This window comes from Paenibacillus sp. strain BS8-2 (assembly GCF_054483835.1).
The window spans coordinates 2,804,256-2,828,355 of record NZ_CM137010.1 but is presented as its reverse complement, the minus strand read 5'-3'; the positions used below and the strand labels follow the sequence as shown (position 1 = coordinate 2,828,355).

Annotated in this window: 20 protein-coding genes; 7 read left to right on the top strand and 13 right to left on the bottom strand. The window is 50.8% G+C overall.

Annotated elements, in window-relative coordinates; all coding sequences use genetic code 11:
* Positions 1-27: 27 nt before the first annotated feature.
* The 3 genes from lepB to ACX1C1_RS12220 all read right to left on the bottom strand — a co-directional run bounded on the left by lepB (position 28) and on the right by ACX1C1_RS12220 (position 1,699).
* Complete coding sequence (gene lepB / locus ACX1C1_RS12230) at positions 28-555, bottom strand: signal peptidase I (RefSeq protein ID WP_458957348.1); 528 nt, start codon at positions 553-555, stop codon at positions 28-30.
* Complete coding sequence (locus tag ACX1C1_RS12225) at positions 552-1,109, bottom strand: DUF402 domain-containing protein (RefSeq protein ID WP_458957347.1); 558 nt, start codon at positions 1,107-1,109, stop codon at positions 552-554. The genes lepB and ACX1C1_RS12225 overlap by 4 nt, the downstream gene beginning before the upstream one ends.
* Positions 1,110-1,276: 167 nt before the next feature.
* Positions 1,277-1,699 carry a GNAT family N-acetyltransferase gene (locus ACX1C1_RS12220; protein WP_458957346.1) on the bottom strand — a complete coding sequence of 141 codons (423 nt, stop codon included), beginning with the start codon at positions 1,697-1,699 and terminating at the stop codon, positions 1,277-1,279.
* A gap of 371 nt (positions 1,700-2,070) precedes the next feature.
* Between ACX1C1_RS12220 and ACX1C1_RS12215 the strand changes: the two genes are divergently transcribed.
* Positions 2,071-2,682, top strand: a complete 612-nt coding sequence (locus ACX1C1_RS12215) for a superoxide dismutase (protein WP_458957345.1) — start codon at positions 2,071-2,073, stop codon at positions 2,680-2,682.
* Positions 2,683-2,764: 82 nt separating this feature from the next.
* Here the strand turns inward: ACX1C1_RS12215 and ACX1C1_RS12210 are convergent, their stop codons facing one another.
* Positions 2,765-5,767: a beta strand repeat-containing protein gene (locus ACX1C1_RS12210; protein WP_458957344.1), complete on the bottom strand. Its 3,003-nt coding sequence runs from the start codon at positions 5,765-5,767 to the stop codon at positions 2,765-2,767.
* A gap of 462 nt (positions 5,768-6,229) precedes the next feature.
* Here ACX1C1_RS12210 and ACX1C1_RS12205 point away from each other — a divergent pair, with 462 nt between their 5' ends.
* Positions 6,230-6,391 carry a hypothetical protein gene (locus ACX1C1_RS12205; protein WP_458957343.1) on the top strand — a complete coding sequence of 54 codons (162 nt, stop codon included), beginning with the start codon at positions 6,230-6,232 and terminating at the stop codon, positions 6,389-6,391.
* Positions 6,392-6,564: 173 nt separating this feature from the next.
* Positions 6,565-7,758, top strand: coding sequence for a hypothetical protein (locus tag ACX1C1_RS12200; RefSeq protein ID WP_458957342.1), 1,194 nt, complete (start codon positions 6,565-6,567; stop codon positions 7,756-7,758).
* A 146-nt stretch (positions 7,759-7,904) separates the two neighbouring features.
* Here the strand turns inward: ACX1C1_RS12200 and ACX1C1_RS12195 are convergent, their stop codons facing one another.
* From ACX1C1_RS12195 to galU, 3 genes are all read right to left on the bottom strand, one after another.
* Positions 7,905-9,020 carry a S1C family serine protease gene (locus tag ACX1C1_RS12195; RefSeq protein WP_458957341.1) on the bottom strand — a complete coding sequence of 372 codons (1,116 nt, stop codon included), beginning with the start codon at positions 9,018-9,020 and terminating at the stop codon, positions 7,905-7,907.
* 11 nt (positions 9,021-9,031) lie between these two features.
* The gene (locus ACX1C1_RS12190) at positions 9,032-10,324 is read right to left on the bottom strand and encodes an FxLYD domain-containing protein (RefSeq protein ID WP_458957340.1); all 1,293 of its coding nucleotides are present in this window, start codon (positions 10,322-10,324) and stop codon (positions 9,032-9,034) included.
* Positions 10,325-10,477: 153 nt separating this feature from the next.
* Positions 10,478-11,359, bottom strand: coding sequence for a UTP--glucose-1-phosphate uridylyltransferase GalU (gene galU, locus ACX1C1_RS12185; protein ID WP_458957339.1), 882 nt, complete (start codon positions 11,357-11,359; stop codon positions 10,478-10,480).
* Positions 11,360-11,616: 257 nt separating this feature from the next.
* On the opposite strand from galU, the gene trxB reads away from it, so the two are divergent.
* From trxB to ACX1C1_RS12165, 4 genes are all read left to right on the top strand, one after another.
* Positions 11,617-12,558: a thioredoxin-disulfide reductase gene (gene trxB, locus ACX1C1_RS12180; RefSeq protein ID WP_458957338.1), complete on the top strand. Its 942-nt coding sequence runs from the start codon at positions 11,617-11,619 to the stop codon at positions 12,556-12,558.
* A 127-nt stretch (positions 12,559-12,685) separates the two neighbouring features.
* Positions 12,686-13,087, top strand: coding sequence for an IS200/IS605 family transposase (gene tnpA, locus ACX1C1_RS12175; RefSeq protein WP_458955617.1), 402 nt, complete (start codon positions 12,686-12,688; stop codon positions 13,085-13,087).
* Entirely contained in the window at positions 13,084-14,208 is a 1,125-nt protein-coding gene (locus ACX1C1_RS12170) for an RNA-guided endonuclease TnpB family protein (RefSeq protein ID WP_458955616.1), read from the top strand. The genes tnpA and ACX1C1_RS12170 overlap by 4 nt, the downstream gene beginning before the upstream one ends.
* Before the next feature lie 669 nt (positions 14,209-14,877).
* Positions 14,878-15,330, top strand: coding sequence for a Dps family protein (locus ACX1C1_RS12165; RefSeq protein WP_458957337.1), 453 nt, complete (start codon positions 14,878-14,880; stop codon positions 15,328-15,330).
* 128 nt (positions 15,331-15,458) lie between these two features.
* On the opposite strand, the gene ACX1C1_RS12160 is transcribed toward ACX1C1_RS12165, so the two are convergent.
* From ACX1C1_RS12160 to ACX1C1_RS12135, 6 genes are all read right to left on the bottom strand, one after another.
* A complete protein-coding gene (locus ACX1C1_RS12160) occupies positions 15,459-16,109 on the bottom strand; it encodes a fumarylacetoacetate hydrolase family protein (RefSeq protein WP_458957336.1) in 651 nt (216 codons plus the stop codon).
* Between the two features lie 30 nt (positions 16,110-16,139).
* Positions 16,140-18,116: an ABC-F family ATP-binding cassette domain-containing protein gene (locus ACX1C1_RS12155; protein ID WP_458957335.1), complete on the bottom strand. Its 1,977-nt coding sequence runs from the start codon at positions 18,114-18,116 to the stop codon at positions 16,140-16,142.
* 114 nt (positions 18,117-18,230) lie between these two features.
* Positions 18,231-19,097: a phosphotransferase family protein gene (locus tag ACX1C1_RS12150; RefSeq protein WP_458957334.1), complete on the bottom strand. Its 867-nt coding sequence runs from the start codon at positions 19,095-19,097 to the stop codon at positions 18,231-18,233.
* Between the two features lie 51 nt (positions 19,098-19,148).
* Positions 19,149-20,282 (bottom strand): hypothetical protein, encoded by a 1,134-nt coding sequence (locus tag ACX1C1_RS12145; RefSeq protein ID WP_458957333.1) that lies wholly within the window; start codon positions 20,280-20,282, stop codon positions 19,149-19,151.
* A 371-nt stretch (positions 20,283-20,653) separates the two neighbouring features.
* Positions 20,654-21,811, bottom strand: coding sequence for an enolase C-terminal domain-like protein (locus ACX1C1_RS12140; RefSeq protein ID WP_458957332.1), 1,158 nt, complete (start codon positions 21,809-21,811; stop codon positions 20,654-20,656).
* A 31-nt stretch (positions 21,812-21,842) separates the two neighbouring features.
* Positions 21,843-24,086 carry an AraC family transcriptional regulator gene (locus ACX1C1_RS12135; RefSeq protein ID WP_458957331.1) on the bottom strand — a complete coding sequence of 748 codons (2,244 nt, stop codon included), beginning with the start codon at positions 24,084-24,086 and terminating at the stop codon, positions 21,843-21,845.
* Positions 24,087-24,100 lie beyond the last annotated feature (14 nt).

The window sequence follows — 24,100 nt, the reverse complement described above, 5'->3', positions numbered from 1 at the left end:
TCTTTAGACAATGTGATTCCCGCAGGGCTATAATAACCCCAGTTGCTTGACTGGCCATACAATCGCATCGGCTCGGCCTACGATCCGCTCTCTTGGCACAGCATGGAACATACGGCTGTCGAGGCTCGCCCGTTCATGTCTGTTATCACCCATCACGAAATAGTGAAGTTCTCCGATCTGCACCGGTCCGTAATTGATATCGTGAATGGGCGTATCTGTATAAGACTCGTCCACCAACTCGCCATTAATGTAGAGTTTCTGTCCCGATATCTCGATTCGGTCGCCTGGCATACCGACAATCCGTTTCACAAGCAGCCGATCCTTATCGCCTTCGCCGAACGGGTCCTGCACTACGACGACATCTCCCCTGCCCGGCTCTCCGAGCAGATAAGAAAATTTGTTGACGAATAACCACTCGTTCTCCTGGAGCGTTGGTTCCATGGATTGTCCTTCGACAAGGGATATTTGAAACACCCAATAATGAAGAATAAATATCATTCCGATTGATAGGATTAATGTCTTAGTCCAATCCTTGACATTCTTGCGACTGATCATTCTTCTGTTTCTCCGAATTGCGATAACCAGTTCTCATAATAACGAATAACTGCTTCATCGCGGAAAGGCTCCTGTTGATGCTCGATTCGCGCTAACAACGCGTTTAGTCCATGCCGTACCTTTTCTTCTACCTGACGAGGATAATGATACAATAGTTTGTGTTGTTCGTATTCGTCCTGGTCCACGATATACCGGCTGCCATCCGCCGTCCGGATGACGTCCAGATCATAATCGATGTACGTCAGCACGCCACCTTGTAAGTACGGAGGTGAAGCAATGTTACAGTAATAACGAACTCCGCTTGCCTCCAAGAGCGCAACAACATTAAACCATTCGCCAGGTATAAAGAAGGAAACAGCCGGGACTCTGCTAATCCATCGCTTCCCATCCGACTCTTGGATCGGTGTCTGTCGGTTAATAAGTACAATCATCGACTCTTCGCGATGCTCGCTCTCCAGTCGATCCTCCGGCACAAGCCAGTTCTGCTGCCACAGCCGGTGGATATGACCATTGTGCTTAAAGCTCTTGATTACGCATTGTTCATATATGCCCATGCTGTCATGCTCCTTGCTGAAGGTAGTGCAACAAATCCGTTAACCGGATTGTTGAACGGATATTATTCACTTCATTATATAGTAATAAGAAAAGCATATCCGAGCGCCAATTGCAACGGCGATGCAGATATGCTCCTAAACGAACATCCTTGCGGATTGATCTCTATTTAACCGGTGACAATACTAAGCTTCTGGAACGAACGGAAGAAATCCGACGTCTCATAGCCCATCGATTCATACAATGGCAATACCGGCTCATTGTGCTCGTCGGCAGTAATGAGAATCTTGCTGACACCGCGTTGCTCGAATCGCATGCGCAATGACGCAACAAGCGCCTTGCCGATGCCAATTCGCTGATGAGCAGGTGAAACTGCAATACGATAATAATAGCCTTTGTTGTTATCGATTGTACCAATAATGATGCCGACAACCTCTGAATCCTTGACAGCGACGAGTACCAGCTCGCTATCCCATGACAATTGGCGAGCAAATGCTTCCATCGTTTGCTCATAACATTCCTCGGTCAGTACTTCCTCAAGCAATGCAGTAAGTGGTTTGTAATCGGATAGCTGGAAGGAACGGACGTTCATACCTTAACACCTTCTATACCTTGTCATAGTCGAGTACTTGTCTATCATACGACGAATATCGATGAAATCCTACTAAAATATTTGAAATTCTTTAAAAAAACTATATAAATCGCCCATTTTCTCTTGAAAACGCTTAATATTAAGCGCTTACAATAATTTTTACTTATAAATTCGTATATTTTGAATAGAAACATGTGTATTTCGCATAATGTTCATGGTCATGTGACACGCTATTTGAGGTTGAAGCAAATCTTTTTCCCCCTTCCTATACTCCTGGTTCGGTGACTTTATCAACAACGATGTTGATTTATTCATTCCGATAGGGGATAATGGAATTGATTACACTACATATTACTAGGAGGACCTTATCAATGGCACATCAACTTCCTGCTTTGCCTTACCCGCACAATGCGCTTGAGCCGCATATTGACGCAACAACAATGGAAATCCATCACGGACGTCACCATAACGCTTATGTAACGAACCTTAATGCTGCACTGGAGTCCGCTCCTGAGCTGCAAGAAAAGTCGATCGAAGCGTTGATCGCTGATCTGGCGAGCGTTCCTGAAGCGATCCGCACAGCGGTTCGTAACAATGGCGGTGGACATGCTAACCATAGCCTGTTCTGGGAAACTATCGCTCCTAACGCTGGCGGAGCTCCAACTGGCGCTCTTGCAGCAGCAATCGAAAGCGAACTGGGCGGCTTTGACACATTCAAAGCTGACTTCGCTAAAGCAGCTACTACACGTTTCGGCAGCGGCTGGGCATTCTTGGCTGTAGCTAACGGCAAACTTAAAGTATACAGCTTGCCTAACCAAGACAGCCCAATCATGGAAGGCGAAACGCCAATCCTTGGTCTTGACGTTTGGGAGCATGCTTACTACCTGAACTACCAAAACAAACGTCCTGACTACATCGCGGCGTTCTGGAACGTAGTGAACTGGGACGAAGTTGGCAAACGTTACGAAGCTGCAGTTAAGTAATTTTGTATGGAAACAAAAACGTCAACCTACCGTACGAACGGTGGTTGACGTTTTTTTTGCGTCTAAGGAAAGGTTGATAGCATTACCTTGCAAGTAACCAAGGCGATAACTGCAAGCTCACATCACTCGTATCCAGCACATCTCCAACAGTAAAGCCAGTCAAGTTTTGTGTGCGGAAGTTAATTGGCGGAGCATCGATCGTCGTTCCAATACCCGTCGTTCTCCCCGCTATTTGTGATGCGTTGACTTGATTGTAGACTGCCAGGTGATAAAGCGTATGAGCTGTAATTATCACTGGAGCAGTCAACGCCAAAGTGAACAAGCCTGGCGTGATAGTTGTTACAAGCGGAGTTACCGCTATGACCTCAGATGTGGAATTGCCTGTTGGCTGCAGTAGGGCCATTTGGAAATCGCCAGTCCCTGCTCCAATCTGTGCGATATATGCAGACATCTCTCTAATTGTCATCTCTCGACTGCTGTATACGAGTGCTCCAGTGGCTTGGTTGTTGCCGGCACCCGCGTTGAAATCAATCAACGTATCGTTATCTCCTAGCTTAACGGTCTCCAGTGCATCTGCCCCGCCTATTACAGCTCCTGTGGGACCAGTTGCACCTGTCGCACCGTCGGCACCTGTCGGTCCTGTCGGTCCAGTTGCTCCATCGGCTCCCGTTGCTCCGGTCGCACCGTCGACTCCGTCTGTTCCGTCAGCTCCTGTAGGCCCTGTAGGTCCGGTTGCACCATCAGCTCCTGTTGCTCCGGTCGCTCCGTCTGTTCCGTCAGCTCCCGTCGGGCCAGTTGCTCCCGTTGCTCCATCTGCACCGGTCGCACCAGTCTCTCCGTCAGCTCCATCGGCTCCGTCAGCTCCCGTTGGGCCAGTAGCTCCCGTTGCTCCATCGGCTCCGGTGGCTCCGGTCGCACCGTCGACTCCATCGGCTCCATCGGCTCCCGTTGGGCCAGTGGCTCCCGTTGCTCCATCAGCTCCTGTTGCTCCGGTCGCACCGTCGACTCCATCGGCTCCGTCAGCTCCCGTTGGGCCAGTAGCTCCCGTTGCTCCATCGGCTCCGTCAGCTCCCGTTGGGCCAGTAGCTCCGGTTGCACCGTCAACTCCATCGGTTCCGTCAGCTCCCGTCGGGCCAGTGGCTCCGGTTGCACCGTCTACTCCATCGGCTCCGTCAGCTCCCGTCGGGCCAGTGGCTCCGGTTGCACCGTCTACTCCATCGGCTCCGTCAGCTCCCGTCGGGCCAGTGGCTCCGGTTGCACCGTCGACTCCGTCTGTTCCGTCAGCTCCCGTCGGTCCTGTGGCTCCCGTTGCTCCATCTGCACCAGTCGCTCCGTCAGCTCCCGTCGGGCCAGTGGCTCCGGTTGCACCGTCGGCTCCTGTCGGGCCAGTGGCTCCGGTTGCACCGTCAACTCCATCGGCTCCGTCAGCTCCCGTTGGGCCAGTAGCTCCCGTTGCTCCATCGGCTCCTGTTGCTCCGGTCGCACCATCAACTCCATCGGCTCCGTCAGCCCCCGTTGGGCCAGTAGCTCCCGTTGCTCCATCAGCTCCTGTCGCACCAGTCGCCCCATCAGCCCCTGACGCTCCTGTCGCTCCATCTGCACCAGTCGCTCCTGTCGCTCCATCTGCACCAGTCGCTCCGGTCTCTCCCGTTGGACCCGTTGCTCCATCAGTTCCAGTCGGTCCCGTTACTCCAGTAGCTCCAGTGGCTCCCGTTGCTCCATCGGCTCCTGTCGCACCAGTCGCCCCATCAGCTCCGGTCGCACCACTCGCCCCATCAGCTCCGGTCGCACCACTCGCCCCATCAGCTCCTGACTCTCCTGTCGCTCCATCTGCACCAGTCGCTCCGGTCTCTCCCGTTGGACCCGTTGCTCCATCTGCCCCTGTTGCTCCATCTGCACCGGTCGTTCCGGTCGCTCCGTCCGCACCGGTCGCTCCCGTAGGACCCGTTGCTCCATCTGCCCCTGTTGCTCCATCGGCTCCTGTCGCACCAGTCGCTCCATCTGCACCGGTCGCCCCAGTCGCTCCATCTGCACCGGTCGCCCCGGTCGCTCCGTCCGCCCCGGTCTCTCCCGTTGGACCCGTTACTCCATCTGCCCCCGTTGCTCCATCGGCTCCTGTCGCACCCGTCGCTCCATCAGCTCCTGTCGCACCCGTCGCTCCATCAGCTCCTGTCGCACCCGTCGCTCCATCAGCTCCTGTCGCACCCGTCGCTCCATCAGCTCCTGTCGCACCCGTCGCTCCATCAGCTCCTGTCGCACCCGTCGCTCCGTCCGCCCCGGTCGCTCCCGTTGGACCCGTTACTCCATCTGCCCCTGTTGCTCCATCGGCTCCTGTCGCACCAGTCGCCCCATCAGCCCCTGACGCTCCTGTCGCTCCGGTCGCTCCGTCCGCACCGGTCGCTCCCGTAGGACCCGTTGCTCCATCTGCCCCCGTTGCTCCATCGGCTCCTGTCGCACCCGTCGCTCCGTCCGCCCCGGTCGCTCCCGTTGGACCTATTGCTCCATCTGCCCCTGTTGCTCCATCGGCTCCTGTCGCACCAGTCGCTCCATCTGCACCGGTCGTTCCGGTCGCTCCGTCCGCCCCGGTCGCTCCCGCAGGACCTGTTGCTCCATCTGCCCCTGTTGCTCCATCGGCTCCTGTCGCACCAGTCGCTCCATCAGCTCCTGTCGCACCCGTCGCTCCGTCCGCCCCGGTCGCTCCCGTTGGACCCGTTACTCCATCTGCCCCTGTTGCTCCATCAGCCCCTGACGCTCCGGTCGCTCCGTCCGCCCCGGTCGCTCCCGTTGGACCTGTTGCTCCATCTGCCCCTGTTGCTCCATCGGCTCCTGTTGCTCCATCTGCCCCTGTTGCTCCATCGGCTCCTGTTGCTCCATCGGCTCCTGTTGCTCCATCGGCTCCTGCCGGTCCCATCGAACCTGTCGCGCCAGTTGCTCCGTCGACTCCTGTTGATCCCGTTACACCAGTTGCCCCTGTTGTGCCAGTTGCTCCGTTGGCTCCTGTTGATCCCGTTACACCAGTTGCTCCAGTTGTGCCAATTGCACCAGTTGTTCCTGTTGCACCTGTTGCACCTCTTGCACCATCCATCCCGGTCGCGCCAGTTGCACCTCTAGGGCCGATCGTTCCTTGAGATCCCTTTTTTCCTCGCGGTCCTCTTTCGCCTTCTGCACCAGTACTCCCAGTAGCTCCTGTGGCTCCAGTAGCACCGGTCGCACCTCGTTTGCAAATAATCCTTTTCGGCTTGCATCTACAACATTTCTCACGATTATTGCAAACTTTACAACACAATTCTCGGTGTTTTTTACAGCGTGCAGACAGCTTTATTTTTCTTTTCTTCATAGATGTGCAATTCCACCTCCTACAGCTATCGTCATAAAATATGCTGTGGGATACCTCCTTGCTTGTTCAACCGTTCATAAAGATTAAAATAGGCTCTTTCGATTACGTTTCAACTTCAACGAAACGGTTTAATGATGATCAAGCAGCTGAACATCATACCGACAATCAGTTTTGCACCAGGCTGCAAAAAATGGAAAGAGGTGCTTTCGAATGAGTACAACGAATACTTCTTACCGGACAGGCGAATATGCGGAGCGTGCAGGAGATTATATTTGCGAAGCAGGACGGAGAATCACATTAAATCAAGGTGATAAATTCCCTTACTGTCCAGTAACCGGAATTGATACCAACTGGTATTATGCCGAGTCCTGATCCAATGACGTTTCATCACAATTGTAATCCTACGAATATAACGTCGCAGAAAACCCGGGCAACCGGGTTTTCTTGCGTCCTAAGGAGATTACCTCTTACGCACGAATTGGGCAGTTGTGCATATGATGCATGAAGATATATGCCCACATCGCTTGTGGGAATGGAGGGTATCCATGACAGACAAGAGCTTGACTCTCACCGATAACAAAGAACAAACCAATCAACAAGTCATTCGTTACGCAGTGAACCAAGGTTGCGGCTGTGGAGGCAGCACACGATCCAGCGAACGTTCTCTATTGCCTTTCTTGTTGCCCGGACTTGGCTTGGGCGGCGGTCCTTGGGGACCCGGTCACGGACCTGGCGGTCCAGGACACGGACCTTGGGGACCCGGCGGCGGGCCTTGGGGACCCGGCGGCGGTCCTTGGGGACCCGGTCACGGACCTGGCGGTCCAGGACACGGACCTTGGGGGCCCGGCGGTGGTCCTTGGGGGCCTGGCGGCGGGCCTTGGGGGCCCGGCGGCGGGCCTTGGGGACCCGGCGGCGGGCCTTGGGGACCCGGCGGCGGGCCTTGGGGACCCGGCGGCGGTCCTTGGGGACCCGGTCACGGACCTGGCGGGCCAGGACACGGACCTGGCGGGCCAGGGCATGGACCTGGTGGGCCAGGGCATGGACATGGCGGGCCAGGGCATGGACCTGGTGGGCCAGGGCATGGACATGGCGGGCCAGGGCACGGGCCGGGGCCTCGCCCCGAGCTCACCTCTAGCGAGGACAGCCAACGTCCACCACATGGTTCCGGCTCCGGACACGGCTCCGGACACGGCTCTGGTCACGGCTCCGGACACGGCTCCGGTCACGGACCCGGACATGGACCCGGACATGGACCCGGACACGGACCCGGTCATGGACCCGGTCATGGACCCGGTCATGGACCCGGTCATGGACCCGGTCATGGACCCGGCCCATGGTATGGACCTGGCTGGCACGGACCTGGTTATTGGGGTGCTTCACCTATTCCAATTCCACTCCCTATCCCGGTACCTGTCCCAGGTCCAGGCCCGACACCAGCGCCGGGCCCCGCACCGCAAGCTTTCGTAACGGTTGTCATTAATGGAGGAACCTCGTTCCCTCAATTGACGAATAGCTTTACGATCCCTTACAGGCAGGGCTTGACGGTTGGTGGCGCGCTTGCCTCCACAGGCTCCATCGGCTTCTCACCCGCAGGTCAGATCGTAAGTGTCGGCGGCGTGCCGGTTAGCGGCAACGTCGGCTACCAGATCAAGCTGAACGGCAGAGTCGTACCTTCTTCGCAGCTCAACTTCCCTATCCAGCCTTCGGATACAGTTGCTTTAGAGCTATATATGATGTAGCTATCCGAGCATCGTCAGCACCTTGCGTTTACATGCAACCGCTCTGCTCGGTGCACCATCGTTCAACAATACTAAAGAAAAAGAATGGCGGCACTTGGGATAACTCCCTCATGCCGCCATTCTTATGCATTCAAGCAGATTGTCATCTACTTGCGGATTACTTTTCCTTTGCCGGATATAAGCTTAAGCTGATCATTCTCGTATCCAACCTTGTAAGTGACTTGATATTTACTCAGTACGTTCTTTCCGTCCTTACGTTCGTCAACAGATAGTACAGCTGTCACAGTTGCCTCATCGTCCTCCGGCGAGGACACATGCATATCGTCAATGACAACATTGCGGGTCGTCAGATATCCCTCGCGATACTTAACGTAGCTTGTCCCTTCCTGCCACGTTCTGCCCAGCAACGAATAGGCGTACACATAGTCCCGGTTATTAAGACTGTCGTAATAATGGGTCACGAGATATTCGGCCATTCTGTCGATGGATGTTTCTTCATGCTCGCCGTCAGATGATTCGGTTACGGACAGGTTCGGCAACATGTCCATGGGATTACTGGACCAGCCCTCGGCCATCGACAGCACATTGGATATCGGGATGCTGAATCCGATTGCGCCATCATCAAGTCCCGCTGAATTAATGCCCAGCACCGCTCCTGTTACAATATCTACAAGCGGACCTCCGCTATTGCCCTTGGCAATGGGAGCCGAAATTTGATAGAGATCCTTATACGAATAAGGCTCGATTTGAAAACTTCGCCCCACGCCGCTGATGATACCTGTCGTTACAGTGTTATGGAAACCAAGCGGACTTCCAACCGCCATGACATCGTCGCCGACTTCGCCTCTCTCATATCGAACCATAGACAAAGGTTCTTCTCCCGCAAGCTCCTTCACCCGTACGACCGCTACATCCGTTTCTGTGCTGATTCCGATTACTTCGCCTTCTAGATCACGCGCGTCCGCCGTCTTGACCCGCACATGTCTAACGCCTTCTACGACATGCGCGTTGGTGATGAGGTCGCCTTGCAGATTGTACAGGAATCCTGAGCCCTGCATCCCCGTTTCGGTTTCGATCATGACAACCAGCTTCTGCGTTTCAAAAATAATATCCTTAAGCGATTTCTTCACTTCTCCCACGGCGAGAAGCGGAGCACCGTTTAATTGCTTCGGCACTTGTTCGCTCACCGCATAACCCGCGGCCGCGCCTCCGCTGATAATAATTAGAGAGCCTAGCAGCGCAATCCGCCATTTCTTATGCATGACACCGCTCCTTAATCCAAATACCATGTCTTATCGTCAACCGTTACGTCAACTAGCTCATCATAAATCCCACTCACCGTCGCCGAGAATGCCATCTCTTCGCCCGGCTCGATATAATCGGGAACTGCCATAACCGTGCCGCTTGCCAGCACCTCGCCTCTATCATTCCGCACAGAATACGTGATCTTGACGTCGTAGATCGCCCGCGTAGCTTTGCTCCTGAGCGTGCCATTAAGGGTGAGGATCCCCATTCCGTCCACTACTTTATCGACAGCAAGCAGTTCTACAGCATCCGTCTGATTGATCAGATCTTCTTCCGCCGCCGTTTCCATTGCTTGTTCAATTCGTTGCTGCTCTTCAAGCTCGTACGTTTCTTTATCGGATTTGATGCGCTCCTTCAGTGCAAGCAGTTCCGCGTCCTCCTTGGCCCAGGTCAACGCTTTGTTGCATACGAACAACGCTCCGGTATAGTTTCGTCGGCTCAGCAAATACTCCACATCCGTAGTGGTGATTGTCCGAATACCAGCAATAATTCGAAGACGAAGCGTTTCCGCTTCATGACCCATCATGCCGTTGACCACATTCAGCATGTCGCCGTGTTCTTCGACCGTTGTGAGAGAATCTAATTCGTGCGAAAGCTCAGCTAACGTCAACTCTACGGAATAACCTTCCGCTTTTTCCTTCAGCTTCTCGTATAACGGTTCCTTGCGCCCGTTCAATTCGGACTTTAGATGATCAAGCTCGCTTTGAGCTGTTGTCGTATCCCCGTTCGTCAGCCTCTCATCAATTTCATTAGAGAGCCTTTCAAGCTCCGCCGCATGTAGAACGGCCTCCTGATCCTCTGCAATAGCGCGAAAATCCGGTCTTGCACGAATCGCTTTCTCAAGCAGCACATTGGCTTCCTCATAATGTCCCGCCAGAGCAGCAGCTTTGGCTTCCACCTGCAACTTGAGGACTTGTTCATTTATATTCGTCTCATATCGGAAATACATGAATAAACTAGCCGCCACAATGACCGTCACACTGCCAAGACTCCCGAACACGGCCCATCCTGTTTGCCGGTTGCTTATACGCGTCCTGTTGACCGCTTCTTGTTCTTGACCCGAGACTTGCCCATCGACAACGATAATACTTCGTTCTATATGGAGCGCAGCAGCGCTTTCGTTCACACCTGGCCATGCAGCGTCTAGCTTCTGTGTATTTGCTTTTATCGCAATGGCATGCAAACGTCTACCGCATTGACTGCAGAACACAGCATCCTCTGCATAACTTCTAACGCAATAATGGCAATACAAGTAAGTCAACTCCTACCCTCTATCTCTCTATTCTATCTCAAACAGTAAATAATCACCATTTCAAAATAATGTAAGGCTGCACAGAATGCTCGTCCTCTTGGTCTATTAACAATAAAAAACCTCCAAAGCCGCTTCGATTGCGGCTATCGGAGGAATTCGCCATTATGGTTTTAGAGTCAGGCCTAGCCTTTCCAACATATACTTGCGTACGTCATCCGACAAATCTGAGCGATCCAATGCAAAATCGATTGTCGCTTGCACGAAACCAAGCTTATCGCCTACGTCATGTCGCCGTCCGTCAAACCGGAAAGCCATGAGTGACATCAATCGGTTAAGCTCTTGCAAGCTGTCCGTCAATTGAATTTCTCCCGCCTTGCCTGGCGCAGCGGACTCCAGTAGGCTGAAGATAGCGGGATGCAGCACATAACGGCCGACAACCGCATAATTGGACGGCGCCTGACCTGGTGCCGGCTTCTCGATAATATTTTTGACACGGGATACTGAACTCGTACCCTCTATATCAACGATCCCATATTTGTGCGTCTGATCCCAAGGCACTTCCATGACAGCAACAACGGAGGATTGCTCTTGCTCATAAATATCGATCATTTGTTTCAGACACGGCGGCTCCGAAGTTAGAATATCGTCACCAAGCAGCACCGCGAACGGCTCATCGGCTATGAATCGACGGGCGCATAACACTGCGTGACCAAGTCCGAGCGGTTCCTTCTGCCTGACATAATATATGTCCGCTAACTGCGAGATTTCCTTTACCACGGCTAACATCGTCTCGTTATTGCGTGCCTCAAGCTCGGCCTCAAGCTCAAAGGATTTGTCAAAATGATCTTCAATCGCCCGTTTATGACGGCCGCTAATAATGACGATACTTTCGATGCCTGAGCGAACAGCTTCTTCCACAATATATTGAATGGCAGGTTTATCGATCAGCGGAAGCATCTCCTTGGGCTGTGCTTTCGTCGCCGGCAGAAACCTAGTGCCTAGCCCTCCCGCAGGAATGACTGCTTTCCTAATTGGATTCCTCATTCGGTAGTCTCTGCTCCTCTCGTTATAAACGGCCGATGTTGCAATCGGCGTTTCCCTTTATTTCCATCATACAGTTAATTGGTGCTTTTCGCCAACAGGGACAATCTATTCTTCACAAAAACAGGCTCTCGTCCCTCCCCTACATGAAGGTTAGATGAACTGTATTGACTTCCGTTACAGTTTGTAATAGCTTTAAGATATTGGATTTATCATGATTGGAATAACGGATTATAACCGTATACAGGAGGTACAATTACATGTACAAAACCATTATTATCGGAACCGGTCCAGCCGGACTCACGTCTGCTATTTATCTGGCACGCGCCAATATGGAACCGCTCGTGATCGAAGGATGGCAGCCGGGCGGTCAATTGACGACGACAACAGAAGTCGAGAACTTCCCTGGTTTCCCCGACGGTATACTCGGGAGCGAGTTAATGGACAATATGCGCAAACAAGCTCAGAAGTTTGGCGCCACATTCAAGATGGGCTCCGTTAAGAGTGTTGACTTCAGCAAACGTCCGTACACGCTTGAGGTCGAAGGGCTCGGCCAATTGCAAGCAGAGTCGATCATCATCTCGACAGGCGCTTCGGCCAAATATCTCGGCATCCCTGGCGAGCAAGACAACATCGGACGCGGCGTAAGTACTTGTGCGACTTGCGACGGATTTTTCTTCCGCGGCAAAAAGCTGATCGTAATCGGCGGTGGAGATTCTGCGATGGAGGAAGCGAGCTTCCTGACCCGTTTCGCAACTGAAGTTCGCGTCGTCAATCGTCGCGAGGAACTCCGCGCTTCGAAGATCATGCAAGATCGTGCCCGCTCCAATGAGAAGGTAGCTTGGAGTCTGAATCGTACGCCACTCGAGGTCGTTGCAGGCGAGAACGGCTTACAGGGATTGCGTGTTCGCAATAACGAGACCGGCGAAGAAGAGTTGTTGGAGGCGGACGGCGTATTTGTTGCAATCGGCCACACGCCGAATACGGGCTTTCTTGGCGGACAGATCGAGACGGACGCTCAAGGTTATATTCTCGTTAAGCCAGGTACAACAGAGACGAACATTGCCGGCGTCTTTGCTTGCGGCGACGTACAAGATACAACGTATCGCCAAGCCATCACCGCAGCCGGCAGCGGCTGTATGGCCGCACTGGACTGCGAACGTTATTTGGAAACACTCGCTCACGAAGAGGCTCTTGTTTAACCTCATACGGCAAGAAGTCTCCTATCCTCTATAGGTGGGAGATGAATTGCCGTCTTCGAAGCGTTGCTTACAAAATACACGCCGTCATGATACAATCAGTAGTATAGTTGTAAATGGCGGTGATACTGTGGAATTAGACAATAATAATCATTCAGTATTCTTGATGTACTATCACCTTGTTTTAGTTATCAAATATCGTCGAAAAGTGATTGATGATCAAATATCGAATCGTCTCAAGGAGATATTCGAATATATTGCACCGAAGTACAATATTGCATTACAGGAATGGAATCACGACAAAGACCATGTTCATATTTTGTTCAAGGCACAGCCAAACAGTGAGTTATCTAAATTTATCAATACCTATAAAAGCGCATCATCACGTCTGGTCAAAAAAGAACATTCCATCATTAGAAAATCACTATGGAAAGAATATTTCTGGTCGAGAAGTTTTTGTCTGCTAACAACAGGCGGAGCACCCATTGAAGTGGTCAGACGTTATATCGAAAGCCAAGGTGAGAAGATATGAACAAAGCATTCAAATATCGGATCTATCCGAATGCCGAGCAAGAAATTCTCATCAATAAAACGTTTGGTTGTGTGCGATTTATCTATAATCAAATGCTTGCGAATCGAAAAGAAGTTTACGAGTCATTCAAAGACGATAAAGAAGCAATGAAGAAACAGAAATATAGGCTTCCAGCCGACTTCAAGAAAGATTTTGTTTGGCTCAAAGAAGTAGACAGTTTGGCGCTGGCGAATGCACAATTGAATCTGCAAACGGCTTATAAGAATTTCTTCCGAGACCCGTCTGTGGGTTTTCCGAAGTTCAAGAATAAGCATCACGATAAGAAATCCTATACTACGAACAATCAATGCGGCACGATTCGGCTCATAGACAGCAAAACCATCCGACTGCCTAAACTGAAAGATGTGAAGATTAAGCTTCACCGTCAGTTGCCAAAGGAAGCCATCATAAAGTCTGCAACGCTAAGTAAAACGGCAACGGGTAAATATTTCGTCTCCATATTGATCCAATACGAAGCACGAATAAATCTAGTAGAGCCAACCCCTGAAACGGTAGTAGGTTTGGATTATTCATCTCGTTCATTGTTTGTCGATAGTCAGGAAAACAGTGCTGACTATCCAAAATTCTACCGAAAAGCAGAAGAAAGACTGAGAAAAGCTGCGCGCAAGCTGTCTAAACGCAAAAAAGGCGGTAAAAACCGTGAAAAGCAACGCCTTAAAGTAGCCAAGCTCCATGAAAAAGTAGCGAACCAGCGCAAAGACTTCTTGCATAAGCGCTCCAGGCAGATAGCCAATGCCTGCTCAGCCGTTGCCATAGAAGACTTACATATGCGTGGAATGGCGCAAGGACTCCGTCTGGGAAAATCTACGAATGACAATGGATTCGGGATGCTAAAGACCTTTTTGGGGTATAAGCTTGCGGAGCAAGGAAAACAACTTGTTGTGATTGACAAATGGTTTCCATCCAGCAAACGGTGCAGATATTGCCAAAACGATAACAAGGAACTTACATTGGCAGATCGAACTTGGGTATGCCAGCACTGTGGCACAGCATTAGACAGAGACGTAAACGCGGCAATCAACATCAAAAATGAAGGTTGCCGGAAGCTGGGTATAGCCTAATCGGCACGAATCAGAACCGTGGGGCAAACGGGGATAGCTTGGTCATGATGCTGGCATTAGCTGGTATGTCCCAAGAAGCCCCCACCTCTAAGCGTTAGCGCAGGTGGTGGGAGTATGTCACTCTGTAATATCCCAATAAAAAATAGACTAGTCTGCTCATAGAAATTTTTGTATAATAATTTTTGTTGAGAGTTCCAAATATATAGCGGGTTAATCCGCGCATTCTTATGAACGCTGTTCCTCCACTGCTATGCGGCAGGAGTGGACAATGATAAGAAGAAGGTACACCTTCGGCTTTATGCTGAAGGTGTACTTTTTTTATACGCGGAATGGCAGCTTGAGCATCCGACCATCAACCTTGTGCGCCTGTGTGCGTGCTAAGAAGATTAACTCTGGTGCTCGCAGTGCTTTACATATCATCATTATTATATTATAATAATTATCAATAAGGATTTGATCTAATTATTTATTTTTGTATAGAACACCATTTCTCATCTTTTATCATGAGCTTGCATATTGGCATAATCGTTCAGACATACTAAACGTCGACTGTCAATCTTTACATCATTTCATGTAGTCGATTGTTATGTGACTGTTTCGATTAAAGCTCCGCGGTTTACTTATTAACAATAATCAACTTCAACTTCTACTTTGAAAGGATGAACAACTATGACTACCCAAACGACGAAAACCGTTCAACAACATCTGAATCGCCAAATCGCTAACTGGAGCGTTCTGTATATTAAGCTTCACAACTACCACTGGTATGTTAAAGGCTCACAGTTCTTTACGCTGCATGAGAAATTCCAGCAATTCTATGAGGAGGCAGCTCTTCACGTTGACGAAATCGCGGAACGTCTGCTTGCGGTGAAGGGCAAGCCCATCGCTTCTATGAGCGCATACTTGGAAGAATCCACAATCAAAGAAGCGACTAACAATGAAACGGCGGAGCAAATGGTCGAGCAATTGATCAAAGACTTCTCGTCCATAATCGATGAGTTGAAGGAAGGTATGGAGGAAGCGCAGAAGGCCGGAGACGAAACAACTGCCGATATGCTGCTGGCTATCCATACAACCCTCGAAAAACATGTCTGGATGCTGAACGCGTTTATCGGGAAGTAACAGCACGAAGTATTGTCCGATTGGTTTTCTTTCCTATATTTCGACAAAACAGAAGATCGCCAACCTCCTGTCTCGCAGGTGGTTGGCGATCTTCTTAATACTTTTTTTCATATATATAATCTTAAGACTTAAGATTTGAGCGATACCTTACATTCTCCTAATTTCTCCTCGCCCCAGAACGCCTGAAGCGTATCTCCATCTCGGAGTGCGGCCACACCAGCCGGCGTACCTGTAAAGATCAAGTCCCCAGGACCAAGACCATAGTTGCTTTCGATATGACGTACAAGCTCCGTTACGCCAAAGATCATATCCTTCGCTTGACCGCTTTGAGCAACCTCTTCGCCGCGCAGCAGCGTAAACTTCTGTTCCGTTAGCTTCTCTTCACCTGGGTAGGCGATCCAGCGTCCCAGCGGCGCGGAAGCTTTGAAGCCCTTGGCAGCAAGCCAAGGATGTCCTTTGGCCTTAAGCGTGGACTGCACATCGCGCAGCGTAAGATCCAATCCCAGCGTTATCGCGTCGAAACATTCGTCAGCGGGAGCTCCTGGTACATAACCTTCGCCCACTCGGAGCACGATCTCCAGCTCAAAGTGTACTTCGCCTGCGCCGCCTGGAAGCTCAATCGTACCACCTTCCATAGCCGTGACCGAATGACTAGGCTTCGTAAAGACCATAGGCGAGCTAGGTACCTCGTTTCCAAGCTCCAGCGCGTGCAATTTATAGTTACGGCCAATGCAATAGATGTTTTTGACTTCTTTCGTTCCTGTTGATTCTGCCCCCATGCGAGAGACCTCCTTATAGATGCAAAGTCATTACCCTTTTTTCTGTGCGGCGATTTCCTCAGCCAGAAGGTTCAGCTCGGTCCATCGCTCCATAAGCGCTTCGAGCTTCTCTTCCAGCTGCTGCTGCTTAGCCGCAAGCTCTTGAAGTTTAGCGGAGTCGCTGCTTGCTGCTTCCATCGCTTGAGCTACGTCGTCAAGCTCCGCTTCCGCAACTGCAATCCAACCATCGATGGCATCATAATCCTTCTGATCTTTATAGGACATCTTAAGCGCCCGATCTCTGCCGGATGGGCGTTCTTGCTTGTTTTCTTGTTGGGTGACAGCAGCGGCGCTGACCCCGCTTCCTTGGCTGACTTTGGGCGATATAGCATTCTGGTCTGCTCCAGTCGAGGACCGTTTGCCAAGCGAAGTTAGTTTGTCCACATACTCCTGATATTCACTGTAGTTACCTGTATGCTGAGTAATTATTCCATCTTCGAAAGCAATAATCTTGTCGACCGTGCGATCCAAGAAGTAACGATCATGGGACACGACGAACACCACTCCAGGGAAGTCATCCAAATAATCTTCAAGCACCGTCAACGTCGAGATGTCCAGATCATTGGTCGGCTCATCGAGGAGCAGGACATTCGGCGCGTTCATCAGCACTCGAAGCAGCTGCAGACGACGTTTCTCTCCGCCTGACAGCTTGGAGATCGGCGACCACTGCATTGCTGGCGGGAACAAGAATCTCTCCAGCATCTGACCGGCAGAGATCGTGGTACCATCAGCCGTCTTGACCTGCTCCGCGTCTTCGCGAATATATTCAATGACGCGCAGCGTCTCGTCCATCTCTTCCCGTTCCTGCGAGAACCAGCCCAGCTTGACCGTTGTGCCTAGCTCAACCGTCCCTTCGTCTGGCTGGATCTTGCCTGCGAGAATTCGAAGCAGCGTGGACTTGCCGCTGCCGTTGCGTCCGACGATGCCGACTCGATCCTCCGGTACAGCGATGTAGTCGAACCCGCTGAACAACTGGCGATCGCCGTAGCGTTTGCCCACATCTTCGGCCTCCACGATCTTCTTGCCTAGCCGCGACGAAGCAACGGACAGCTCAAGCTTGCCATCGGAGCCCTTCGGACCCGCGTCCTTAAGCGCCTCGAATCGATCAATCCGCGCCTTCTGCTTCGTTGTCCGCGCCTTCGCTCCGCGTCTGATCCAAGCGAGCTCGTTCCGCAGCAAATTCTGACGTTTCGACTCCGTAGCCGCTTCACGCTCCTCGCGCTCCAGCTTAAGCTCGAGGAAACGGCTATAGTTCGCTTGATAGAAGTGAGCCCGGCCACGGTCCAGCTCAATGACCCGATTGCTGACCCGATCCAGGAAATAACGATCATGCGTAATCATGAGCAGACCGCCGCGCCGTTTCTGCAGCATCCCTTCGAGCCAAGCAACCGATTCATTGTCGATATGGTTCGTTGGCTCGTCCAGAATCAGTACGTCCGAGGGAAGGAGCAACGCCGCAGCCATCGCCACCCGTTTGCGCTGCCCGCCTGATAAGGTCTCTACTTTGGCGTCATGCTCAAGTATACCCAGCTTGGAGAGCGCCGTCTTCGCTTCATTCTCGAGTCCCCATGCGTCGAACTCGTCCATCCGCGCATTTGCCGCAATCAATTCTTGCTGCAAGCTTTCGCTGCTCGGATTTAACTCGATCGCTTCCATCGCTGCCGCATACCCTTGTACAGCTCTTAGCTGTGGCGAATCTCCACCGAGTACATGCTCCAGCGCCGTCTCGTTTGCCGTAAACACAGGATCCTGCGACAGCATCCGGACAACGACTCTGCCTCCGACGGATACATTGCCCGAGTCCGGCTGGTCGATGCCGGCGATAACCTTGAGGAAGGTTGACTTGCCTGTGCCATTGACGCCGATAATGCCGATTTTATCCCCATCCTCGACGCCGAACGTCACATCCTCGAACAGCAGCTTCTCGCCGTAACTCTTTGTTATATGTTCAACAGATAATAGATGCATGCGCTAACCTACTTTTTGTTTGATATGAGAAGAAACCATAAGTATCATACCATAATTGACTATAACCGCGCGACGCCGCGGACCAGCCGCCATCAGCGCTTCAGCATACCTTCATCACCGCTTTAACAAACGCTCATGCAAGAATCGATTGTCCCTGACGATTTTTCTAACCTTACTCATCGTATCTGCATGTTTGGGGACGCCATCGTATCGGTCGAGCATCAGCCATCTCAGGCAAGCAATCGCTTCAAAAATCTCTAATTCTTGCGTCGCTATATCTATTTCCTCTTGATACTTATACAGGAACGTGAGATATTTGCTCTCGCTCACATAAATACGCAGAAGCAGACAAGCCCACGCCAGATCATACCTCGGATCCCCCAGCTGCCCGTTCGTCCAGTCGATCACCGTGTACTGTCCGTCCTCTTCCACTATATTCCCCAGATTAAAATCACCGTGAATAACCCGGTCCATCTTCATATCTGCGTCGGCTGCTAGAGTAATCAGCGCCTCTTGCAACGACGGGAACGCCTCGATGCCAGCAAAAAAATATCCGACAAAATCATAGCTAGCTACCGTCTCGTTTTCTAACTCATTCGGGTTAAGCCTGTGAATATCTGCAAATACAGCAGCGATTTTCCCGAAAATGCTCGGACTCAACTTCGTAACCGTTTGACCGTGATAACGGGCTGCTAATACGCCATGCCCCTCTTCCGTTTGCCCATAGCCGATAGGCTCGGATACCCGAATTCCTTGACGAAGAAGGGCATGCAAGAGACGATATTGGCGCAGAATGTTGGGCCTCGATTGTTTGTTCCATACTTTCAGTACAAAGTGCTGCTCGCCTTGCGTGATCTTAACGACATCCGCCTCGAAACCCGGCGTAAGCGGGCTAACGCTCTCTTCAACTCCAGCAGTAATGAGCTCGTTTAAGGTTGGTGTTGTTTCATGCCATTGGATACCCGACAATCTATCCATCATTTGAGTGCCCGCTCCCTTTGCGTTCAACTTGTGTTTGGCCTTATCATCGTCCTAATCTCGATACGTGTAAAGAAGAACACCGCCCAAATCGTGAGAAGGCCATCTTTCCATTGGAGATGCGTTCAGCGTGTATGACTTGCCGTCAATACCGTATTCGAATGGGGCGCACGGCGAACGGAAGCGCCGATCCCGCTCATCCCATATCAGGATGCAGCTCTCTGTTGTATTCGGATCTTGTGCGGCGTACACTTCATGACCTTGCACGGTTTCAATTACAAAGTAATTTATCGAAGGGTATGACTCCCAATACAACACTTCCCCCTCACGAGAATGCTGGAAGTGATGAGCGCCTTGACCCTCAGGCAGCAGAATTTCCCAAGTATCCGTTTCTTTGCTATTTCGTATGAAGTAGCTTCCGTCAGCCTCATAAATCGGTGTTCCTTCTGCATATGTCCCTGTCTTCTCCGTCAGCAGATCGGTCATATCCTCCGGTCTCGTGTATTGAATATGATCAGGCAAAGTAGCTTTCACGGCAGCTACCTCCTTGTACGGCAGCAATGGCGACCAATCATCTCCCATAAAATAAGAAGTGAAGATCTCGCCGTTCAAGACGACCAATGGGCGCCAATTATCCAGGGTGATCTCCACATCGTCGCTACGGTCCATGTATCCGGAGAGCGGCATCGATAGCAGCGCATAAAGTTCAGTTGAAATCTGGTAATGATAACGGTTATTCACGATCATCATTGCTCCGTCGGAGACTCCAGCTCCCTGAGCCGAATCCGATAGAAATACCTTAGCGTCTAGCTTGGTGTGTCTACCATCTTCGACTTGCACATGTATGGTATCAACTCTTGATTTGGGATAATCGGGAGGGAAAGCCTCCTTGATAAATACTGACTGTTTCAAGTCGCCCAATACTTCGCGTATCCAAGCTTTATCCTTGATAAGAATAATTTCTTCTTGCAGAATTTCCCCGTTTCTGCGGACGATCTCAACCCCATCTGCTTGATAAGGGTTCAATCTGACGCCTTTTATCAGTGGACGATCCCAGAAGAACCAATAGAAGAGTCCAACAACAATAACAAAACCTGCGATTATAAACCATACTTTGCGATGTTTGTATAAATCGTGCATAGCTGCTCTTGTCTCCCCTCTACCATCCCATCCCTTTCGTTCCCGCAACGGGATGCTCCTCTGTTAATCCGCGTTTGAAGTGATACACAACATAAATATTTACATTTATTCTACCATCAATGCGTACAGGAAAGCTGTCTGATTTCTTAATTAGGCAGCTAGCATGCGGAAGTACAGTGCAAGAGATCGATATTTCGATCTCTTCTGCCCCGTTTGGTAGGGTAACTGTTGGAGCCGAGGCAGCACTTATTCACCAACTAGTTAGTCTACGTACGTTCCACATAACAAAGAAGCATGCGGTCAACGACCACATGCTTCCCCTCTTTACGAGAACGCTGACTCTCGTACTTCTACGCTGCAATCACAATGACTAACTCCCGTCGATACGAGGCCGATGCCAAGCAATCGCCCCACACCGACTACTCGACCGCCCATCCGCCATTCGATACTTGGTAGGAGAATCGATCATCGTCGAAGTCCAGGCCGAATCCCGCTTTAGGCGGAACGAGAAACATGCCGTCACGAACAGCATAAGCACTGGCATCCATGCCTGCAATTGTGATGTCATCCCATTCTACAAACTGGAATCCCTGGATGGCGGCGGAGAGATGTCCCGTCGCATAGATGCCATACGCATTGCCGTAACAATGCGGAGCAGTAAATAGCGCACGCTCATCCAGCCTAGCTCCTAACTCCAGCCAATGAGTGAAACCCGGATGGATAATATCGTATTGCAGCACGTCAACAAGTCCCTGCTCAGCCCATTCGATCAAGCGAGGCGAGGCATACCCTTCGCCGTCCGCGATTAACACATTCTGATTACGTCCCTTCAGCCACGACTTCAAATCTCTGTATAATGCATCATCCTCATGGAACGCTTCCTCGATCCAATACAAACCCACATCGGACAAAGCAGCGAGTACTTCTTTGGTCAGGTTGAGATTATAAGCGTTGTTGGCATCAATCATCAGTTTCCCTTCCGGGCCTGCGATTTCCCTTACACCTTCTACGATCGCGATGTCCCGCTTGGTCCCTTCCATCAGCGGCATATGCATCCCGCCGCGTCCTACTTTTATTTTAAAATGGCGATGCCCCTTCGCGTAACCCTGCTTGGCTTCTTCCTGTATTAGGGCTACCGCATCCCTATCGTTGCTTAGATGCAGATCGTCAAAATAAAGAGATGTGTCGTAACACGGCACAGATAATCCGCCCTGCGTTTGACTCAGCGCTCCCTGATAGAGCTCATACACCGGTTTATTCCATCTACGGCCAAGCCAATCCAATAGCGGATATTCGAGGCTGATACGATAAGGCTCCTGAATTTTTCCGTTATCATCGAATAAATCGCGAACTGGCTTCCCGATAGCAGCCTTCGCCTGCTCCTTTGTCATTCGCGAAGCGCCGTATGCCGTCTTGCCGTCGATCGTGATTCGCACAATGCTCACTTCGCAGGCGTTGCCATGAACGCCAAGTCTTGCGTTTGCTCCCGCGCTGCGAGCCCGCTCCCCGTGTAATTTAGCAAATTCGATCTTCTCGATCGTCCAATTTTTATCGATTGCCGCAAGATTCATTTTCATCTCATCTCCCTCATTAGTGGTTCTTGTATGGTCACTTCTCGTTCATGCTCCGATATTCCCCGGGCGTCTTGCCTGCCAGCTTCTTGAATACACGATTAAAGGAGACCGAATGCGTATATCCAACCAGATTAGCGATATGTTGAATAGGCTCAGCGGTTTCCCTCAAATATTGTTTGGCCTTCTCCATACGAAAATAAATTAAGTAGCTCACGAAGCTTTCCCCGAACTCCTCCTTGAACAGTCGGCTCAAATAATTGCCGCTCATGCCGAATTTCTCGCTAATCGTCGTCAAAGACAGATCGGCATCGTGGAAGTTCATTTCGATATAACTTTTAATTTCATGAATCGTTTCGTGGTTGCAATGATTTTCGCGCATGGCTTGGATGTCGTTAAATAAGGTCATAAGAATGTTTTTTAAATTGGCTTGCGTATCCGTGACAGACTCGATGACATCGATTTCCTCGCGAATATAGGACAAACTGTTTTCCTTTAAAGATTCTATCGGACCCATGTTTAAGTAGGATAACTCTTTATCCAACTCGAATAGCAGGTAATTCAACAGATTCACCATATCTTCCGAGGTTATGATGGCGCCTTTCACTTCTCTGAATAATTGTTCGAAGAGGCTCTCCCACTTCGCGTCCCCTACTCTGAATGAATCGGCGAGCGTATGAACAAGATGCTGGTATTCGTAATAAACCTTTCCCGATTTGCCATCCACATCTTCACGCGATATAATTTTGCGATCCTCGAGCAGCCACTTGTACCGCAGAATCTCATCGGCATCCCGGTAGGATCTGCTTAAATCGTGTATGGAGTAAACTTCGCTCCCGATTCCGACGGTTATGCTGAACCTCATATATCGGTCCATCCAATCAATGACTTCCCGCCACAATCCGTTCGCGGTCTCAGACATGTTGCACGATTCGGATTCGCCGAGGCTGAACAAGAGGATTAGTCTAGTTGGCGACATCCATTCAGAATAAATTCCGAACGGATAATACTCCGCAATCTCCTGAATCGCTTTGGTTACGGCGTATCTGAACAAATATTGGTCGGACGACGAGTACCGCTCTTCGAACTGGTGAAAACGGTCGATCTCAGCGATCGAGAACAGGAACCGCTTGGACTGGATTAACAAATCCCCGTCCTTTAATTCCGTAATCAATTGCTCGACCTCACCAGTGACATCCTCGCTCATGATCTTTTGAAAGACATGTTTGCGCTTAATAATGTCGTCCTTCGCAGACTGCGCCCGGAACCTGCCGAGCTCCTCTGTCATATTCCCGAATATAGATTCAATGAATCCAAATTCGTCCGTATTACCGTCACTGGCAATTTCGTCCCTTTTGTTCGGGGCATTCATGCGGATGTGCGTGAGAATCGATTCGATCGGTTTGTAATTTCTGCGTGTTGCATACACTACCCAGACGACGCCTACCACAGTGACCAGCGAACCCAGTATGATCCACAAGTACGAAAAGGCCGATGCATAACTAATCAAATTGCCCTGTTTGATTCCGCTTTCAAATGTCCATCCCGTGTATGGCGAAGTGACGCTTGCCAGCTTCACATGATGACGTTCGTCTTGCTCACCTGATGACTTGCTTGTGTCGAGTAGTACATCTCCTTGTCGTTGAATCGCGATAAAACTTAGCTTCATAGCTGTCTTTTCTTCAATCGACGCGGCGATGGCTCTGGCGCGAATGTTCACAACGATCAGCCCCTGGCTGCCATGATCCAGCGGCGCCTTACGTACGAGAGTTACCACCTTCTGCGAAGGATCATGAGGAGCGAATGGATCCTGTCTGGCGATCCAGTTTGGAAGATTCCTAGCATTCTGAGCTTCTTTAATAAAAACCTCGTCCCTGAACTCATCCAAATGAGACAAGCCGTCTTGGGCCAGCAAAGAACGATCGGACCAACGCACGACGTAGACGGACGAAATCCATGAATTAGAATAAATCCATGCCCGCAACTTCTCGCCTACTTCGTAATTTAGGAAATACGTATTTGTTGTCTTGTTTTCGTTAAAGAACGCGGAAAGCACCTCATCACTCTGAATGCCTTGCATGATGGCCCCATCAATCGTGAGCAGCGATTGATCAACGGATTGCATGACGGTCTGTGCGAACATCGCATTGGCCCGTCCTGCCTCTTCCTGCGACAGCTTCACAATGAACAGGAAACAAGAGATGATCAGACCCGAAACAACGAAGAGCAGGATCGGGAGATAAGAGAACAACAACCGATAAAACCAGTTATTCCGCTTCATTCTTTATCCCCCTG

Coding starts and splice junctions, on each gene's coding strand:
- ACX1C1_RS12135 (WP_458957331.1), bottom strand. CDS start 24,086: ATGAAGCGGAATAACTGGTTTTATCGGTTGTTGTTCTCTTATCTCCCG.
- galU (WP_458957339.1), bottom strand. CDS start 11,359: ATGAGGAATCCAATTAGGAAAGCAGTCATTCCTGCGGGAGGGCTAGGC.
- ACX1C1_RS12200 (WP_458957342.1), top strand. CDS start 6,565: ATGACAGACAAGAGCTTGACTCTCACCGATAACAAAGAACAAACCAAT.
- ACX1C1_RS12170 (WP_458955616.1), top strand. CDS start 13,084: ATGAACAAAGCATTCAAATATCGGATCTATCCGAATGCCGAGCAAGAA.
- ACX1C1_RS12155 (WP_458957335.1), bottom strand. CDS start 18,116: ATGCATCTATTATCTGTTGAACATATAACAAAGAGTTACGGCGAGAAG.
- lepB (WP_458957348.1), bottom strand. CDS start 555: ATGATCAGTCGCAAGAATGTCAAGGATTGGACTAAGACATTAATCCTA.
- ACX1C1_RS12220 (WP_458957346.1), bottom strand. CDS start 1,699: ATGAACGTCCGTTCCTTCCAGCTATCCGATTACAAACCACTTACTGCA.
- ACX1C1_RS12215 (WP_458957345.1), top strand. CDS start 2,071: ATGGCACATCAACTTCCTGCTTTGCCTTACCCGCACAATGCGCTTGAG.
- trxB (WP_458957338.1), top strand. CDS start 11,617: ATGTACAAAACCATTATTATCGGAACCGGTCCAGCCGGACTCACGTCT.
- ACX1C1_RS12150 (WP_458957334.1), bottom strand. CDS start 19,097: ATGATGGATAGATTGTCGGGTATCCAATGGCATGAAACAACACCAACC.
- ACX1C1_RS12195 (WP_458957341.1), bottom strand. CDS start 9,020: ATGCATAAGAAATGGCGGATTGCGCTGCTAGGCTCTCTAATTATTATC.
- ACX1C1_RS12225 (WP_458957347.1), bottom strand. CDS start 1,109: ATGGGCATATATGAACAATGCGTAATCAAGAGCTTTAAGCACAATGGT.
- ACX1C1_RS12140 (WP_458957332.1), bottom strand. CDS start 21,811: ATGAAAATGAATCTTGCGGCAATCGATAAAAATTGGACGATCGAGAAG.
- ACX1C1_RS12160 (WP_458957336.1), bottom strand. CDS start 16,109: ATGGGGGCAGAATCAACAGGAACGAAAGAAGTCAAAAACATCTATTGC.
- ACX1C1_RS12210 (WP_458957344.1), bottom strand. CDS start 5,767: ATGGATGGTGCAAGAGGTGCAACAGGTGCAACAGGAACAACTGGTGCA.
- ACX1C1_RS12205 (WP_458957343.1), top strand. CDS start 6,230: ATGAGTACAACGAATACTTCTTACCGGACAGGCGAATATGCGGAGCGT.
- ACX1C1_RS12165 (WP_458957337.1), top strand. CDS start 14,878: ATGACTACCCAAACGACGAAAACCGTTCAACAACATCTGAATCGCCAA.